This is a genomic window from Nonomuraea sp. NPDC003707 (genome assembly GCF_053587055.1).
This window is the reverse complement of sequence record NZ_JBSFNK010000008.1, coordinates 244420-260830: the sequence shown is the minus strand read 5'-3', so window position 1 is coordinate 260830 and position 16411 is coordinate 244420. Positions and strand designations below refer to the sequence as shown.

13 protein-coding genes are annotated in these 16411 nt (G+C 71.4%); 3 read left to right on the top strand and 10 right to left on the bottom strand.

The annotated features are described in order from the left end of the window. Positions 1–257: 257 nt before the first annotated feature. The 7 genes from ACWDRB_RS22990 to ACWDRB_RS22960 all read right to left on the bottom strand — a co-directional run bounded on the left by ACWDRB_RS22990 (position 258) and on the right by ACWDRB_RS22960 (position 6979). Positions 258–734: an FxsA family protein gene (locus ACWDRB_RS22990; protein WP_449896656.1), complete on the bottom strand. Its 477-nt coding sequence runs from the start codon at positions 732–734 to the stop codon at positions 258–260. Between the two features lie 71 nt (positions 735–805). Then, the gene (locus ACWDRB_RS22985) at positions 806–1543 is read right to left on the bottom strand and encodes an ABC transporter ATP-binding protein (protein WP_449896654.1); all 738 of its coding nucleotides are present in this window, start codon (positions 1541–1543) and stop codon (positions 806–808) included. Next, positions 1543–2484, bottom strand: a complete 942-nt coding sequence (locus ACWDRB_RS22980) for an ABC transporter ATP-binding protein (protein ID WP_449896652.1) — start codon at positions 2482–2484, stop codon at positions 1543–1545. Before ACWDRB_RS22980 ends, ACWDRB_RS22985 begins: the two co-directional genes overlap by 1 nt. After that, positions 2484–3326, bottom strand: a complete 843-nt coding sequence (locus ACWDRB_RS22975; protein WP_350734588.1) for an ABC transporter permease — start codon at positions 3324–3326, stop codon at positions 2484–2486. Before ACWDRB_RS22975 ends, ACWDRB_RS22980 begins: the two co-directional genes overlap by 1 nt. After that, positions 3323–4237, bottom strand: a complete 915-nt coding sequence (locus ACWDRB_RS22970; RefSeq protein ID WP_449896650.1) for an ABC transporter permease — start codon at positions 4235–4237, stop codon at positions 3323–3325. Before ACWDRB_RS22970 ends, ACWDRB_RS22975 begins: the two co-directional genes overlap by 4 nt. Positions 4238–4241: 4 nt before the next feature. Further along, on the bottom strand, positions 4242–5849 hold the full coding sequence (locus ACWDRB_RS22965) for an ABC transporter substrate-binding protein (RefSeq protein ID WP_449896648.1): 1608 nt from the start codon (positions 5847–5849) through the stop codon (positions 4242–4244). Continuing rightward, on the bottom strand, positions 5846–6979 hold the full coding sequence (locus ACWDRB_RS22960) for a C45 family autoproteolytic acyltransferase/hydolase (RefSeq protein ID WP_449896646.1): 1134 nt from the start codon (positions 6977–6979) through the stop codon (positions 5846–5848). The genes ACWDRB_RS22965 and ACWDRB_RS22960 overlap by 4 nt, the downstream gene beginning before the upstream one ends. Positions 6980–7094: 115 nt before the next feature. Here ACWDRB_RS22960 and ACWDRB_RS22955 point away from each other — a divergent pair, with 115 nt between their 5' ends. Next, positions 7095–7976, top strand: a complete 882-nt coding sequence (locus tag ACWDRB_RS22955; RefSeq protein WP_449896644.1) for a MurR/RpiR family transcriptional regulator — start codon at positions 7095–7097, stop codon at positions 7974–7976. A gap of 17 nt (positions 7977–7993) precedes the next feature. Here ACWDRB_RS22955 and ACWDRB_RS22950 read toward each other — a convergent pair whose 3' ends face one another. The 3 genes from ACWDRB_RS22950 to ACWDRB_RS22940 all read right to left on the bottom strand — a co-directional run bounded on the left by ACWDRB_RS22950 (position 7994) and on the right by ACWDRB_RS22940 (position 13514). Further along, positions 7994–8740, bottom strand: a complete 747-nt coding sequence (locus tag ACWDRB_RS22950; protein ID WP_363968680.1) for a polyprenol monophosphomannose synthase — start codon at positions 8738–8740, stop codon at positions 7994–7996. Further along, the gene (gene lnt, locus ACWDRB_RS22945) at positions 8740–10248 is read right to left on the bottom strand and encodes an apolipoprotein N-acyltransferase (protein ID WP_449896641.1); all 1509 of its coding nucleotides are present in this window, start codon (positions 10246–10248) and stop codon (positions 8740–8742) included. The genes ACWDRB_RS22950 and lnt overlap by 1 nt, the downstream gene beginning before the upstream one ends. A gap of 989 nt (positions 10249–11237) precedes the next feature. Continuing rightward, positions 11238–13514 (bottom strand): HelD family protein, encoded by a 2277-nt coding sequence (locus ACWDRB_RS22940; RefSeq protein WP_449896639.1) that lies wholly within the window; start codon positions 13512–13514, stop codon positions 11238–11240. Positions 13515–13841: 327 nt separating this feature from the next. Between ACWDRB_RS22940 and ACWDRB_RS22935 the strand changes: the two genes are divergently transcribed. Continuing rightward, complete coding sequence (locus ACWDRB_RS22935; RefSeq protein ID WP_449896637.1) at positions 13842–15038, top strand: ROK family transcriptional regulator; 1197 nt, start codon at positions 13842–13844, stop codon at positions 15036–15038. 25 nt (positions 15039–15063) lie between these two features. Next, positions 15064–16410: an ABC transporter substrate-binding protein gene (locus ACWDRB_RS22930; RefSeq protein ID WP_449896635.1), complete on the top strand. Its 1347-nt coding sequence runs from the start codon at positions 15064–15066 to the stop codon at positions 16408–16410. Position 16411: the final 1 nt, after the last annotated feature.

Genomic DNA, 16411 nt, shown 5'->3' with positions numbered 1-16411 from the left:
CCGTGGTTGACGCGATCCGGCGCGCCCGCGCTTCCCGACGAACGCGTCCGTCCTTGACCGCGAGGTCCAGGCCGTCACCATTGCCGTGCAGGAGCGTCGCGCTCTGCACTCCCCGTCCTGCGCGCAGACCGCTCTCGAGCAAGGAGCCGACGCGGACCCGCCAGGGCTCTACCTCCGGGCCCGGCCGGCGTCCGCGTCCCCCATGGCTCGGCGAGCTGGGGGCCGATAGACCTCGAACGCAGGCCCCACCGGGACGATCAGTCGCGGTCCTCGCGGATGACCTCGCCGTGCACCACCCGGCCGCCGTCCGGCACCCTCACGTCCTGATGGGGCGGGAAGAGGTTCGCGTACGGGGAGCTCGCGGCCAGCCGCTTGACCCGGCGATCGAAGAACCAGGAGCCCAGGCGGCGCATCAGAGGCCGCGTGAACGGCAGGATGCACAGGAACCCGAAGACGTCGGTGAAGAAGCCCGGCGTCAGCAGCAGCGCGCCGCCCACCAGGACCAGGCCGCCGTCGGCGAGCTCGCGCTCGGGCATCCGGCCGGACCCGATCGCCTCCTGGAGCGCCCGCCAGGCCCTGCGGCCCTCGCGGCGTACCAGCCAGGCGCCGAGCAGGCTGTCGGCGATGAGCAGGGCCACGGTGGCGGGCCCGCCGATCACCGAACCCACCTGGATGAGCAGCCAGATCTCCAGGACGGGGACGACCAGGAAGGCCAGGAAGAGCAGCAGCCGCATCGTTTCCTCGATTCCGCACCAGCGCGTTACACCAGGAACAACGGCCGACGGCCCCAAAGCGTTCCAGGCTGCTAGCGCGCCCTGGGCACCGAGTCGAGCAGCAGCCTGGTGTAGGGATGCTCGGGCTCCGCCAGCACCCTCGCGACGGGCCCCCGCTCCACGACCACCCCTCTGTGCAGCACCAGCGTGTCCTCGCACAGGTGGCGTACGACGGCCAGGTCGTGGCTGACGAACAGCAGCGCGACGCCGGATTCGGCGCGCACCCGGTTGAGCAGTTCGAGGATCTGCGCCTGGATGGAGACGTCCAGCGCGGCCACGGCCTCGTCGAGCACGAGCACCGACGGTTCCACGGCCAGCGCCCTGGCGATGGCCAGGCGCTGCCGCTGCCCGCCGCTGAGCTGGTGGGGCCGGGCCCCGGCCTCGCGGGTGCCCAGCCCGACTTGCTCGAGCAGCTCGGGGACGCGCGAGCGGTCCCCGCCGTGCAGCCTGAGCGCCACCTGCAGGCACTCGGCGGCGGTGAGCCGCGGGTCGAGCGACAGGTAGGGGTCCTGGAACACCATCTGGATCTCGCGGGCCCGCCGGAGCCGCGCCGCCCGGCCGCGTTCCCTGGCCGAGCGCGCCCGCCCGTCCACGGTGATCGTGCCGGAGTCGGGGGTGACGAGGCCGACGAGCATGCGCGCGATCGTCGTCTTCCCCGACCCGGACTCCCCGACCAGGCCCAGCGAGCCGCCCGGCGGCAGCTCGAAGGACACCTGGTCGGCGGCCACCGAGCCGTGGAAGGACTTGCACAGATCGTGTACGCCGAGCATCACGCCTCCACCAGACGGCAGGCGGCGGAGCCGCCGGACACGGTCACGGGCCGCGGCGACCACTCCTCGCAGGCGTCCGCGGCCCGCGGGCACCGCGGCGCGAACGGGCAGCCGGCGAACGTGTCGTCCAGCGAGGGCGGGCGGCCGGGGATGGGCCGGAGGGGACGGGGATCGTCCAGCTCCGGCGTGCAGGCCAGCAACCCGGCCGTGTACGGGTGCCGGGGGTCCTCGAACAGCTCCTTGGCCGGTCGCGACTCGACCACCGTGCCCGCGTACAGCACGTGCACCCGGTCGCAGAAGGACGCCGCGAGGTGCAGGTCGTGGGTGATGAACAGCATGCCGAGCTCCCGCTCCGCCTGGACCTCGCGCAGCAGGGCGAGCGTCTCGGCCTGGGTGGTGACGTCGAGCGCGCTCGTCGCCTCGTCGGCCAGCAGCAGCGCGGGGTCGGCGGCCAGCGCGGCGGCGACGACCACCCGTTGCAGCATGCCGCCGGACAACTCGTGCGGGTATTGCCGCATGCGCAGCTCGGGATCGCGCAGGCCGACGGCGGCCAGCAGCTCCACCGCCCGGGCGCGTGCCTCGGCCTTGGGGCGGCCCAGCGTGTGCACCATGCGCTCGGTCAGGAAGTCGCCGACCCGGCGGACCGGGTTGAGCGAGGAGCGCGGGTCCTGGTAGATCATCGACACCTGCGAGGCCCGCAGGTCCCTGAGCCGGCCCGGGTCCATCGCGAGCACGTCCTCGCCCGAGACCAGCACCCTGCCGGAGGCCGCCGCCCCGGCGGGCAGCAGCCGCAACACCGCCCGGGCCAGCGTGGACTTGCCCGATCCCGACTCACCGACCAGGCCCACGATCTCGCCCTTGCCGACGGCCAGCGACACCTCGCGCAGGATCGGCCGCCGGCCGCCCGCCGTGATCGTCAACTCCTCCACGGAGAGCAGCATCAGGTCCCCCTCACGCCCATGCGGTCGGCCAGGCGTACGCCGATCACGTTGAACGACACGACCACCAGCGCGATGGCCGCGCCCGGCACCAGCACCGGCAGGAACGCGCCCTGCACGATCGCCGGTTGTCCTTCCTTGACCATGAGCCCCCAGTCGGACGACGGCGGCTGAGCCCCGAACCCGAGGAAGCTCAGCGTGGCCAGGCTCATCAGCCCCTCGCCGAACAGCACGACCAGGTAGCCCACGATCGAGCGCGCCATGTTGGGCACCAGGTGCCGCACGCAGATCGCGAACCCGCCCATGCCCTGGACCCGGTAGGCGTCGATGTACGGCTTGCCGCACTCGCCCAGCGCCACGCTCCTGGTGTAGCGGGCGATCGTCGGCGTGTACGCCAGCCCGAGCGCGACCACGGCCGTGGTCATCCCGTTGCCGAACACCGCGACGACCAGCACCACGAACAGCAGCCCGGGGAAGGCGTACATGACGTCGGTCAGCCTGGACACGACGGCGTCCACCCAGCCGCGGTGCCAGGCGGCCAGCGTGCCCAGCGCGACGCCGAGCACGGAGGCGATGGCCAGCAGCGCCAGGGGGCCGATCAGGGAGGTGCGGGCGCCGTACAGGACCCTGGTGAACAGGTCGCGGCCCGACTGGTCGGCGCCGAGCAGGTGCTCGGGCGACATCGGCGCGAGCGTGGCGGCGAAGTCGACCCCGTCCGGCTCGTACGGGGCCACCAGCGGCGCGAACACCGCAGCCACCACGACCAGCACCAGGAAGGCGCCGGCCAGCCGGTAACCGAGCGGCCGGGCGGCCTTCGGAGAGAGTGTGGCGACCATCGTGGTCATGCGGGCCTCCGCACCCTGGGGTCGATCAGCGGCTGGGCGAGATCGACGAGCGTGGTCACGAGGATGTACGCGGCCACCATGAGCAACATCACCGCCTGGGTCACCGGGAAGTCGTGCGTGTTGATCGCGTTGACCAGCAGCGAGCCGACGCCGTTGAGCCCGAACGCGGTCTCCACGGTCACCGTGCCCGCCAGCATGCCCGCCGTGACCAGCCCGCACATGGTCACGATCGGCCCCAGCGCGCCCCTGAGCACGTGTCTGACCACGATCAGCCGCTCGGACAGCCCGGACGCGCGGGCCACGGTCACGTGGTCGAGTTCGCGCTGCTCCACCATGGACTGCCGGGTCACCCGGCTGATGATGGCCAGCGCGCCGAGCGCCAGCGTCACGGCGGGCAGCGTCAGGTGCCACAGCGACCGGCCGCCCATGACGGGGAACCAGCCGAGCTGCACGCCGAACAGCGAGATCAGCGCCGTGGCCACCACGAAGGGCGGCACCGAGGTGGCGAACGTCGTGCCCGCCACCACCGCCGAGTCGGTGCGCCCGCCGCGCACCGCGGCCAGCACCCCGAGCGCGACCCCGAACACCACGAACAGCACCGCGGCGTACGCCACCAGCCCGAGCGTGCTCGGCAGCCGCGCCATCAGCAGGTCGAAGACCTGGTCGTTGTACTGGGTCGAACGCCCGAGGTCGCCGGTCGCCGCGTCACCGAGCCATCGTGCGTACTGCACCAGGAACGGGTCGTCCAGGTGGTATTCGGCCCGGACGGCGGCCAGGTATTCGGGCGTGAGGTTCTCCTTGCCGCCCGCCAGGAACGTGACCGGGTCGCCGGGCGCCGCGTAGGACGCCCCGAAGATCACGAACGAGGTGGCGAGCAGCGTGACGAGCAGCCCGGCCAGCTTGCGCACCATGGACTCAGCCCTTGGCCCCGAGGTCGGCCGCCCACGGGTAGCCCATGTTCACCTGCGAGGCCGGGGGCCCGGTCACCTTGCTGCCGAGCACGACCGCGTTGGGCACCTCGACCAGCGAGATCCACACCATGTCGGCGGTGAAGCGGCGCTGCAGCTCGATGACGTCCTTGGCGCGGACCGCGTCGTCGGTGGCGCTCAGCGCCTTGGCGACGAGCTCGTCGTACTCGGGCGAGCTGAACTTGACCCAGTTGTTCGACGAGCCGGTCAGGCCGTTGTCGTAGAAGCCGATCGGGTCGGACTTGGTGATGTACCAGTCGTCGGGCACCAGGTCGACCTGCGCGCGCAGCGACTTGTCGGTGTAGAAGCTGCCGAACTCCGAGGCCGGGACGGTCTTGATCTGCGCGGTCAGCCCGATCTTCTTGGCCGCGTCGACCACCGCGTTGGCGATCACCGTACGGGACTGCTCGCCGTTGGTCGCCACGATGATCGGCTCCTTCGGCGCCCCGGCCTCCTGCACGAGCTTCTTGGCCTCCTCCAGCCGAGGCGTCTCCGGCGACCCCTGCAGCTCGTCGTAGGCCGCCTGGAACGCCTCCTTCTCGTAGGACCACGCCCCCGCCCCGACCGGCACCTTCCACGGCCTGGCCAGCCCCGCGAACCCGGACTTGGCGATGCCCGCCCGGTCCACCGCCAGCGACAGCGCCCGCCGGATCCGCGCGTCCTTCATCACGCCGCGGTCGGTCGGCAGCAGCACGTACACGCGCGTGGTCGCGCCGTAGGCCACGCTCACCGCCTGGTTGCTCTGCAGCGCGACCGCGGGCCCGGTGTCCGACAGGTACGCCCCCTGCGCCGCCCCCGTGACCAGGCTGTTGACCAGCGCCGTGTCCTCGGCCCACTGGAAGGTGACGGTCTTGGTGAGCGGCTTGACGTCCTTGTTCCAGTACGCGTCATAGCGCTCGATCGTCAACTGGCTGCCGGACTTCCACTCCTTGAGCCGGTAGGGCCCGCTGCAGGCGTCTTCATGCCCGGGTGTGCCGAAGTCCTTGCCGAGCTCGTCCACGACCTTCTGGTTCAGGACGATGCCCGCGCCGCCCGCGAGGGCCTGCACGAACAGCGCGTTGGGCCGCTTGAACGCGATCGTGACCTCGTGATCGCCGGTCTTGGTGACCGACTGCACGTCCTCGAACTCGTCGGACTCGTCCTTGCCCTCACCCGAGTGCCGCTTGAGGCTCCACACGACGTCGTCGGCGGTGACCGGCGAGCCGTCGTGGAAGGTGGCGTCCTGGCGCAGGGTGAGGACCATGGTCTTGGGGTCGGGCTGCTCGGCCTTCTCGGCCAGCCACGGCTTGACCGTCATGTCGGGCTGGGTCTGCATGAGGCGCTCGCAGACGTTGGCCAGAACGGTGCGGTTGTCGGTGCCGCCGTCGAGGTCGAGGTCGAGGGTGCCGGGCTCCTGGCCGAGCAGCCAGACGGCGTTGTCGAGCGGGCCTGCCGCCTTCGGCGTGCGGTCGACCAGCGTGAGCTTGGCCGGGTCCGGCGCCTTGGTGGTGGCCGCCGGTCCGCCGCAGGCCGCGGTGAGAGCGGCGAGACCGAGCAGGGCGAGGGTCTTCTTCACGGGGTCACTTCTCCATGCGGTCCGTCGTAGAGGTTCCAGGGCACGCGCTCGTACTCGTGGTCGCAGGGCGTGCCGGCCGCGATCAGGTAGTCGCCCGTGGTGAGGTCGACGCAGCTCGACAGCAGGGTCGCCCACCGTTTGACGGCGGGCTGGGTCTCGTCAGGGTGGGTGCAGAGGGACTCGGGGTAGCCCAGGTGGTCGGACATGGCGAGCCTGATGCGCTTGCGGGCCTCGTCGGTGCCGGACGCCTCGGCCACGGTACGCAGCCCGCCCTCGGCCCTGGGCACCCGGAACAGCGAGTCGGCCGAGCCGGGCCGGTAGGTCGCGGCCAGCTGCGGCGGCACGAACGCCTGGTAGTGGTTGCCGTGCACGAGCAGCCCGTCGGTCGGGTACATCCAGCCGATCGCGCCGGGCGTGGTCTCCAGATCGATGGCGAACCCGTCGCGATGGGTGACCAGCGCGTTGCTGGCGATGTGGGCCCGCGACTTGGTCAGCGCCTCGATCGCGGTGTTGAGGTTGCCGCTGTCGAGCACCTTGCGCCTGATCAGCGTCTGCGGCACGCCCACCGAGTCGTCGAAACGCCCGCCGAGCCCGTTGGCGTTGAGCGCGATGCCCGCCGAGTTGGCCCCCTGCCGCCCGACCTGCCCCGCCTCCACGTGCATGATGACCGTCGGCCGGCCGGGCTGCACCACCCTCAGCACCATCACCGTGTCGGAGACGCCGTCGCGCCAGTCCCAGTTCTGGCCGGCGTAGACGTGGCCGTCGCCGGAGGCCTCCGGCATCAGCGCGAACGACGTGCACCCGTCGGGCTCCATGGAGCCGAACGTGGTGTCGTAGATGATCTCGCCGCGGGCATTGAGCGCCAGGATGTCGAGGAAGCCGACGCCGGCGCCCTCGGCGATGCCCTCCATCTCCTCGACCAGCTCCGGCGCGAACTCCTTGCTGGGCTCGACCCAGCGCGCCGCACGCGCGCCGACCTGCTCCCACGACAGGCCGCTGGAGTGCGCGAACGCCTCGGCGTAGTAGGCCAGCGCGCGGTGCACGCGGTCGCGGGCCTGCTCGCCGTACTGGCGCCCGCGCTCACGCGGAGCGCCGGAGATCTCGACGAGGGGCAGGGATGTGAGGCTCAATGGTGCTCCTTGGACCGGCCGGCGTCCTGTAACGTTCATTTCAAGGGACGGCAAGTCTGTAGCGGTCGTTTCCAAAGACAGAGTAATGAGCGCTACACGGGAGTCAAGAGTCGTAATGGAAAATACACACAGCCCGATCGAGCAGCTCAGGGCCATGGTCAGGCAGCTGTGGGACGAGCTGTCACCGGCCGAGCGGGCCGTGTGCCACTATTTGACCTCGGCCTCGCCCGAGCAGATCCTCTTCGCCAGCGCCCAGGAGCTGGGCAGCGCGACCGGCACCAGCAACGCCACCGTGGTGCGCACCATGCAGCGGCTGGGCTTCGGCGGCCTGCCCGGGCTCAAGCGGGCGCTGGCGGCCGAGTTCACCTCGTCCGTGGCGCCCGACGTCCGGCTCAAGCGGCGCATCGGCCACGTGGGCCAGGACCTGTCGGCCATCTGGGAGCGGGTCTTCGACGAGGCCCGCGAACGAATCGACCACTGCCGCCGCCTGCTCGACCCCGAGGCGTACAAGAAGGCCGTGGAGCTGCTGGTCAACGCGCCAGGAGTGCTCGTCTACGGCGCCGGCGCGTCCGACCCGGCGGCCCGCCACCTGGCGCTCAAGCTGGGCCGCCGGGGCCACCGCGCCCGCGCCACCTCGGCCACCGGCTTCGCGCTCGCCGACGACCTGCTCTCGCTGGCCCACGACGAGGTGCTCGTCATCTTCCAGCCCGGCCGGCGGCTCAAGGAGATCACCGTGCTGATCGAGCGGGCCCACGCCGTGGGCGCGGGCATCGTGCTGATCTCCGACGAGCTCGGCGGCGAGTTCGCCGAACGCGTGGACGCGGTGCTGGCCGCGCCGCACACCCCCACCGGCATCACCGGCGAGCCCCTGGCCGGCATCCTCGTGGCCGACGCGCTGCTGCTGGCGCTCGACTCGCTCGACGAGCCGCGATCCGTCGAGCACTCCCACCAGCTCAACGCGCTGCGCGAGCAGCTGCTCGGCCCGCGTTTCCGCTAGTGAGGGCCGCCGCTCCGCTAGTGGGGGCCGCCGCGCAGCCGCTTGGGCAGACCCGTGACCCCCCACAGGCCGATGCGCCACAGCGCCTCGGACATGACCTTGCCGCTCATCTTGCTCTTGCCCACCGTACGCTCCACGAACGTGATGGGCACCTCCACCACCCGTAGCCCGTTCCTGGACGTGCGCAGCGTGAGGTCGACCTGGAAGCAGTAGCCCTGCGACTCCACGCCGGAAAGGCCCACCTTCTCCAGGGTGGCGGCGCGGTAGGCGCGGAACCCGGCGGTCGCGTCACGCACGGGCAGGCCGAGCATCACCCGGGTGTAGAGGTTGGCGCCCTTGGACAGCAGCTCGCGCCGGTGCGGCCAGTTGACGACCTTGCCGCCGGGCACGTAACGCGACCCGATCGCCAGGTCGGCGCCGTCGGCCAGCGCCTCGAGCAGCTTGGGCAGCTCCTCGGGCTGGTGGGAGCCGTCGGCGTCCATCTCGACCAGGACGTCGTAGCCCTCCCGCAGCCCCCAGCGGAACCCGGCGATGTACGCCGCGCCGAGGCCCTGCTTGGTCTCCCGGTGCAGGACGTGGACGTGGTCGTCGCCGTCGGCCAGCCCGTCGGCCACCTCGCCGGTGCCGTCGGGGCTGTTGTCGTCGGCCACGAGCACGTGGACCTCCGGCAGCGCCGCCCGGATCCGCTCCACGATCATGGGCAGGTTGTCGCGCTCGTTGTAGGTCGGTACGACGACGAGCACCCGGCCGAGAGTCTCCATCATCAGTCGTTCCTCATCCGATCGCCTCGCCGCCTGCCCCGCCACGCGGCGACTCCTGCCGCCGCCGCTCCCATCACCATCAATGCCCACTCAGGAACCGCGCCCACCGTGGTGGCGATCGTTTCCTGGGTGCGTACGGGCACCTTGACCACGTTCATGTCCGCGACCAGTTCGCGGGTCTGCCAGGAGACCTTACCGTCAGGTCGGATGTAGGCGGAGATCCCCGTGGTGGCGGCGGCCACGACCGCCCGGTTGTGCTCGACGGCGCGCAGCTTGTACATGGCCAGCTGCTGCGTCGGCAGATTCGACAGCGCGTACGTGGCGTTGTTGGCCTGCATCGCCAGGACCGTGCCCCCGGCGCGCACGGTGCCGCGCACGGTGTCGTCGTAGGCCACCTCGTAGCAGTTGACCGCGCCGATCGTGATCGGGCCCAGCTTCAGGTCGCCCGGCTTGTCCCCCGGGACCGACTGCCGTCCGACCAGGCTCGCCCGCTCCCACAGGGCCAGGACGAGGTCCTTGAACGGCGTGTACTCCCCGAACGGGACCAGATGCTGCTTGTCGTAATAGGCGCCGGGGCCGGTCACCGGGTCCCAGACGAGGCTGCGGGTGGCGCGGGAATCCTCGCCGATCGCGACCACCGCTCCGATCAGCGTCGGGACGCCGACGTCGCGGACGGAGTCCTGGATGATCTCGCGGGCGTACGGGTCCTGGTAGGGGTCGATGTCGGTGGAGTTCTCGGGGAGGACGACCGCGTCGGGTTTGGGGAGTTTTCCTTCGCGTACGGCCTGGGCCAGGCGTTTCGTCTCGTTGACATGATTTTTCAGGACAACGGCGGGTTCGTCCCCCAGGAAGCCCATGCCCCTTCCCGGGACGTTCCCCTGGACGATGCCGACGTTGACCGTCCGCCCCTCGTCGCCCGGCCTGGGGAGCGCCAGCGTCAGCACCGGCACGGCCAGCGCCAGGATCGCCGGCACGGCCCTGCGCCACCCACCCTCGACCTTGGGCCGGACCAGGACGGCGTAGGCCAGCAGGGCGCCGCACAAGGCCACGGCGAACGACACCAGGGGCGCGCCGCCCAGCGCGGCGTACTGCGTGAACAGGGACTCGCTCTGACTGAACGCCAGCCGCGCCCACGGGAACCCGCCGATGGGCACCTGGCTGCGGGCCCACTCCATGGCCACCCACAGCCCGCCGAACCACAGCGGCCACGCGCGCAGCCTGAACACCAGCGCGGCCAGGGCGGCCATGACGGCGTAGAACACGCTCTCCGTGGCGACCAGCATCAGCCAGACGTCGTCGCCGATGGGCCGCACCCAGGCGAGGGTGGGCAGCAGGAACACCAGGGCGATCACGAAGCCGAGCCAGGCGGCCCTCCTGGGCCGGGTGCCGTAGAGGGACGCGACGATCAGCCCGACGCCGATCGGGGCGGCGGGCCACCAGTTGAGCGACGGGAACGCGGTGTACAACGCCACCCCGCCGACCACACCCGCCACGACGCGGGCCAGCAGCACCCGCCCAGGCTCCCGACTTCCCGGACTCACCGTCTCGGACGCAGCCGGCTCCTTGGACGCGGGTGCGGCGTCAGGCTCAGCGGCGGGCACGGATGGCGACACAGGGCCAGCGGCGGCGGGCGACGCCCCCTCAGGCGCGTGCTCGGACACAGGCGTCGCGTCGGACCCGGACGCCCCTTCCGACGTGGTTGCAGCGTCGAGCGCAGGCGCGGCGTCGACGTCGGATGGCGTAGCGGGGTCGGGAGCGGAGGCGGTGGGTGATGCGGTGTCAGGCGAAGGCGCCTCTTCGGGCGAGCCTTCGCGGGCAGGGGCGGCGGTGGGCGGCGGCGTGGGCTCGGGTCCGGCCGCAGGCGCCGCGCCCGTGAGAGCTGCGTCCGTGAGAGCTGCGTCCACGAGGGCCGCGTCCGGGGCGTCGGCGCGAGCCGGCTCACGCCCGGGGGTGGGCGGTAGGCTCGTTCTCTCCTGAACCACTCCGGGGTCTCCTCCGCCGAATCGCACGCCTGCTTGCGAAAACGCTACCGCCCCACAGGGGCGGTCGAAGCCAGCGCAGCACCGGAAGATCGAAAGAATCGGCGTTTCACGCCGGGAGGCGGCAGGGTGATCCCGCGACCTACGGGACCACCCGGCGCACATGTCGGTCCTGCGCACGAGAGCGGGAAGAGGGCCCGGAAACCCTTCGGACCGGACCCGTCTCGTCGGCGGCGAGCTCGGAATTCCGTTGTCTACTGGGCTCCCGGACCCGTCCCGGGTCCAACCCCCCGCCCGGTTGGGGTGCCCCGACTCGACGGACCGACGGCCCTGCACCTGGCTGTGTGGACGGAGTCACACTCCGTCACGGACGCAGGATCCGACGATGTCAGAGACGGCCAACCGGCCAAGTCCCGTGCTGGACTGCGCAGCAAACTACCGACTCCACCTCAGATGTCAACCGTGTCCCGATCAGCAGAAACATCAAGTTTTCGCAGGTAGGACATGGGGGCGCAAGCCGGTCAAAGGTCATTGGCGGACGCCTGGGAGCGGCTCGGCAAGCCCCTCAGAGCCTGCGACAGCGGCCGCTCGTGCACCACTCCGAGCCTTTGCGTGGCGCGGGTGAGAGCAACATACAGGTCGCTCGGACCCCGTGGCGACTGGGCGGCGATGAGGTCGGGCTCGGCCACGATCACCGAGTCGAACTCCAGCCCCTTCGCGTCCGCCACCCCCATCACGGCCACCGGCGCGTCGAGGGCCGCCGCCCCGGCCCGCCCCACGCCCGTCGCCACCGCCCCGGCCGGCTCCGTGCCGGACCGCGCCGCCGCGCGTCCCGCCCCGGATCCCGGGTCCCCGGCGCGGCCCGGGCCGGGCGTCACCACCACCGCGCCCGTCACCGTGGCGGCCACCTCCGCCCCCAGCGACTCCAGCAGCGCGTCCGGCACCACCACGGCGACCTTGCCGCCCTCCCCCACCTCGGCCTTGACCAGCTCCGCCAGCGCCGGCAGCGGCGCCGACCACGGCTCCACGCCGAGCTCGCGCACGGACGTGGGCGCCTGCAGGGCGGGGTCGATGGTGGCCAGCACCCGGGCGGCCACCGCCATCAGCTCCACCGGCGTGCGGTAGTTGACGGTGAGCCTCTCCTGGCGCCACCGCCCGGCCACGTACGGGTCGAGGACCTCCTCCCACGACCGCGCCCCGGCCGCCGACCCGGTCTGCGCGATGTCCCCGACGATCGTCATCGACCGCGTCGGGCACCGCCGCATGACCGCCCGCCACGCCATGTGCGACAGCTCCTGCGCCTCGTCCACGATCACGTGCCCGTAGGCCCAGGTGCGGTCGGCCGCCGCACGCTCGGCGGTGGTGAGGTAGGGGCCCTGGCCGCGCTGGCGCTCGGCCAGGCGCTCGGCCTCCATGACGTCGGACAGCCCGGTCAGCTCCAGGACCTCGCGCGCGTAGGCGAGCTCGGCCTCGCGCTCGCTCTCCTCGGCCTGCCTGGCGGCGGCCAGCTCCTCCTCGGCCTGCATCGCGCTGGCCCGCAGCACCTGCTCGTCGATCTCGCCGAGCAGCTCGGCGGCCTCGTCCAGCAGCGGCACGTCCGACTCGGTCCACTCCCCGCCGTCGCGCCGCAGCAGGGCGCGTTCCTGCGGGCTCAGCTCGGAGGCGGCGTAGCCGAGGCGCTCCGGGGAGCCGTACAGGCCGAGCAGCAGCCGCTGCGGCGTCAGGTACGGCCACAGCCGGTTGAGCGCGGACTTGACCACCGGCTCGGTACGCAGCTCCTCACGCAGGTCGGCCAGCTCGTCGTCGTCGATGAGCCCCTTGCCGATCTTGCGGGCCTGCTGCCTGGCCAGGGCGTTCAGCAGCGACCGGACGAACACGGCGCGCGCCTGGTTGTGCGGCCGGCGCGAGCGGGTGGCCTTGTTGCGCGCGCCGTCGAGCATGGAACGGTCGATGGTGAGCGTGATGCGCCCGATGGTGAGCTCGACGGGCTTGCGCGGCACCCGCTGCCGGTCGCGTACGGCCTTGGCGATCACCTCGGCCATGCGCGCGTCGCCCTTGAGCGCGGCCACCTCGGGCCGCTCCCTGGCGGTGGCGGTCACGCCCGGGTACAGCTCCCCGACCGTGGACAGCAGCACGTCGGTCTCGCCGAGCGAGGGCAGCACCTGCTCGATGTAGCGCAGGAAGGTGAGGTTGGGCCCGAGGATGAGCACGCCGCGCCGCTCGAGCCGTTCGCGGTGGGTGTAGAGCAGGTACGCGGCGCGGTGCAGCGCGACGACCGTCTTGCCGGTGCCGGGCCCGCCCTGGACGACCAGCACGCCGTTCAGGTCGCTGCGGATGACGCGGTCCTGCTCGCCCTGGATGGTCGCCACGATGTCGCGCATGCGGCCGGTGCGCCGCTCGTCGAGCGCGGCCAGCAGGGCCGCCTCGCCGTTGAGCGTGGCGCGGTCGTCGTCGGTGAGCGAGTCGAGGTCGAGCAGGTCGTCGTCGACGCCGATCACGGCGCGGCCCTTGGTCTGCAGGTGGCGCCGCCTGGTCAGGCCCATCGGAGCGGCCGGGGTGGCACGGTAGAACGGCTGCGCGACCGGCGCGCGCCAGTCGATGAGCAGGCGCAGCTGCTCGTCGTCGGTCATGCCGAGCTTGCCGATGTACAGCCGGCCCTCGTCGACATGATCGAGGCGACCGAAAATCAGGCCGCGCTCGACCGCCCAGAGCCGGGCGAGCCTGGAGGCGTACATCTCGGCGAACGTGTCGCGCTCCGACCTGTTCTGCATCGTGCCGACGGCACCCGTGGCCAGCACCTCCTTGAGCTGCCGCTGGGTACGCTCGCGCAGCTCGTCGAGGCGGTCGTAGAGTCGGGTGACGTACGCCTGCTCCCTGGCGAGCTCTGTTTGACGAGTTGCCGCCTGACCGTTATTGTGGTTAATGAGACACTCCGGGCCATTCTGCTTGTTGTTACGACAAACGACGACATTAGCACGCCTGTTGAGGCACTCCCACTTGCTTTCTCTCTCCGATCTCTTTCCTTGTTACGGCTTGGTTTCACCTGCATCCGGCTCTTGACCCACGGGGCCGGACTCCCTATGTTCCGAGTTAGGAAAGTTTCCTAACTCGCAAGGAGTCCATCCGTGAGCGGTCCGGTACCGGGGACCCCCAGTCTGCTACGTGCCATCAATGATCGCGCCGCCCTGCAGGCACTCCTCGAACGCGGTCCGCTGACCCGCCCCGAGATCGGCACCCTCACCGGGCTGTCCAAGCCGACGGCGTCCCAGCTCCTCGCCCGGCTGCAGGAGGCCGGGCTGGTGGTGCTCGACGGCATCAGGGAGGGCCTGCCGGGGCGTACGGCGGAGGTCTACCGGATCAACCCGGCGGCGGCGTACGTGGCCGCGCTGGACGTCACGCCCGACCGGATCGAGGCCAAGGTGGCCGACATCACCGGCACGATCGTCGGCGAGCACACGCTCCCGACCCCGCGTCGGCCCCCCGGCGAGCTGGTGGACCGCCTGAACGCGGCCCTGGAGGGCGCGAGCCCGCCGGACAAGCTGCGCCGGGTCGTGATCGGCGTGCAGGCCGCGATCGACCCGTCCACGGGCAGGCTGGGGTACGCGGCCGCCAAGGACGTGCCCGGCTGGCAGCTCCCCGACCTGGTGCCGACCCTCAGCGCGGGCCTGGGCGTGCCGGTGGACGTGGAGAACAACGTCAACCTGGTCGCGGTGGCCGAGCAGGCGCACGGGGCGGCCCAGGGCCATCAGGACTTCGTGCTGTTGTGGGCCGACGAGGGCATCGGCTCGGCCATCGTGCTGGGCGGCCGGATACACCGGGGCGCCACGGGCGGCGCGGGCGAGGTGGGCTACATGCCGACCCCGGGCGCGCCGACGGCCCGCGAGGCGGGGCGCTACGCCAACCACGGCTACCAGGCGCTCACCGGCGGCCCAGCGGTGCTGAAGTTGCTGCGCTCGTACGGCGTGCGCGGCGGCGACTTCCCGCACGCGGTCGCCAACGCCGTGCGGGCGACCGAGGGGAAGGGCCAGAAGGCCGACGACGCCAGGGCGGGGCTGCGCGACATCGCCGCCCGGCTGGCCGTGGGCCTGGCCGCGATCACGTCCGTCGTGGACCCCGGGCTGATCGTGCTGACCGGCGGCGTCGTGCTGTCGGGCGGCGAGACCCTGCGCGAGCTGGTCGAACACGAGCTGCACGCGCTCACCATCCCGCAGCCCCGGGTCCGGCTGTCGAGCGTCGAGGGCAACCCCGTCCTCGCCGGCGCCCTCGATCTGGCTCTTGCCACCGTACGCGAAGAGGTTTTCAGCTCAACCGTTCCGACATGATCCACCACGGCAGGAGGCACCCCCCGTGCGCTTCGTCCCTCTGTCGGTCGCCGCGGCTCTCGCGCTGACCGCCTGCACTCTGAGCGGGTGCACCGCGAACAAACAGGCAGGGCCGTCGCTCGGCGCCCAGCCCAAACCTTCGGGCTCGGCCTCGCAGGCGCTCCCGGCGGCCACGCTGGAGCTGTGGCACGGGTTCAACACGGACGCCGAGGTCAAGGCGTTCGAGGAGGCCATCGCGGGCTTCAATAAGAAATTCCCGCAGATCACCGTCAAGGCCGTCAAGAACGTGCAGGACGACCAGATCACCCAGGCCATCCGGGGCGGGAACGCGCCCGACGTGGCGGCCTCGTTCACCACCGACAGCGTGGCCCAATGGTGTAAGTCGGGAGCGTTCCAGGATCTCACCCCGGTGATCAAGCAGGACGGGATCGACCTGTCGGTGCTGCCCGAGGTGGCGCGCTCGTACTCGGGCTTCGAGGGCAAGCAGTGCACGCTGCCGCTGCTGGCGGACGCGTACGGGCTCTACTTCAACAAGAAGCTGATGAAGGGCAATCAGCCGCCCAAGACCTTGAGCGAGCTGACCGCGCTGGCCAAGAAGCTGACCGTGCGCGACGCCGACGGCACGATCAAGGTGGCCGGGTTCATCCCGAGCGCCCAGTACTACGAGAACAGCCCCACCCACCTGGCCCCCATGGTGGGCGCCAAGTGGTACAACGACGACGGCACCTCGGCCATCGGCTCCGACCCGGCCTGGAAGCGGCTGCTGACCTGGCAGAAGGAGCTCGTCGACTGGTACGGCTACGCCAACCTGGAGAAGTTCCGCAAGAGCCTGGGCGACGAGTGGAGCGCCAAGCACCCGTTCTACCAGGGCAAGGTGGCCATGGTCCTGGACGGCGAGTGGCGTAACGCCATGATCGCCAACGAGGCGAAGGACCTCGACTACGGCACCGCTCCCCTGCCCGTCGCCGACGACCGGCCCGACCTGTACGGCAGCGGCTTCACCGCGGGCACCGTGATCGGCGTGCCGAAGGGGGCCAAGCATCCGCAGCAGGCGTGGGAGCTGGTCAAGCACCTCACCACGGACACCGCCTCGCTGGTGACGCTGTCGAACGCGCTGCGCAACGTGCCGACGACGAAGGCGTCGATGGAGTCACCCGAGCTGGCCAAGGACGCCAATTTCACGACGTTCCTGAACATCTTCGCCCACCCGAAGACCTCGACCATCCCCGCCGGCGTGAACAGCGTCTTCAACCAGGAGGTCATGAGCACGTTCGTGACCAAGTGGGAGAAGGGCGGCGTACCCGATCTGGACGCCGGGCTGAAAGGCGTGGACAAGCAGATCGACGACAAGCTGAAGCTGTCCGGGGGCTGAG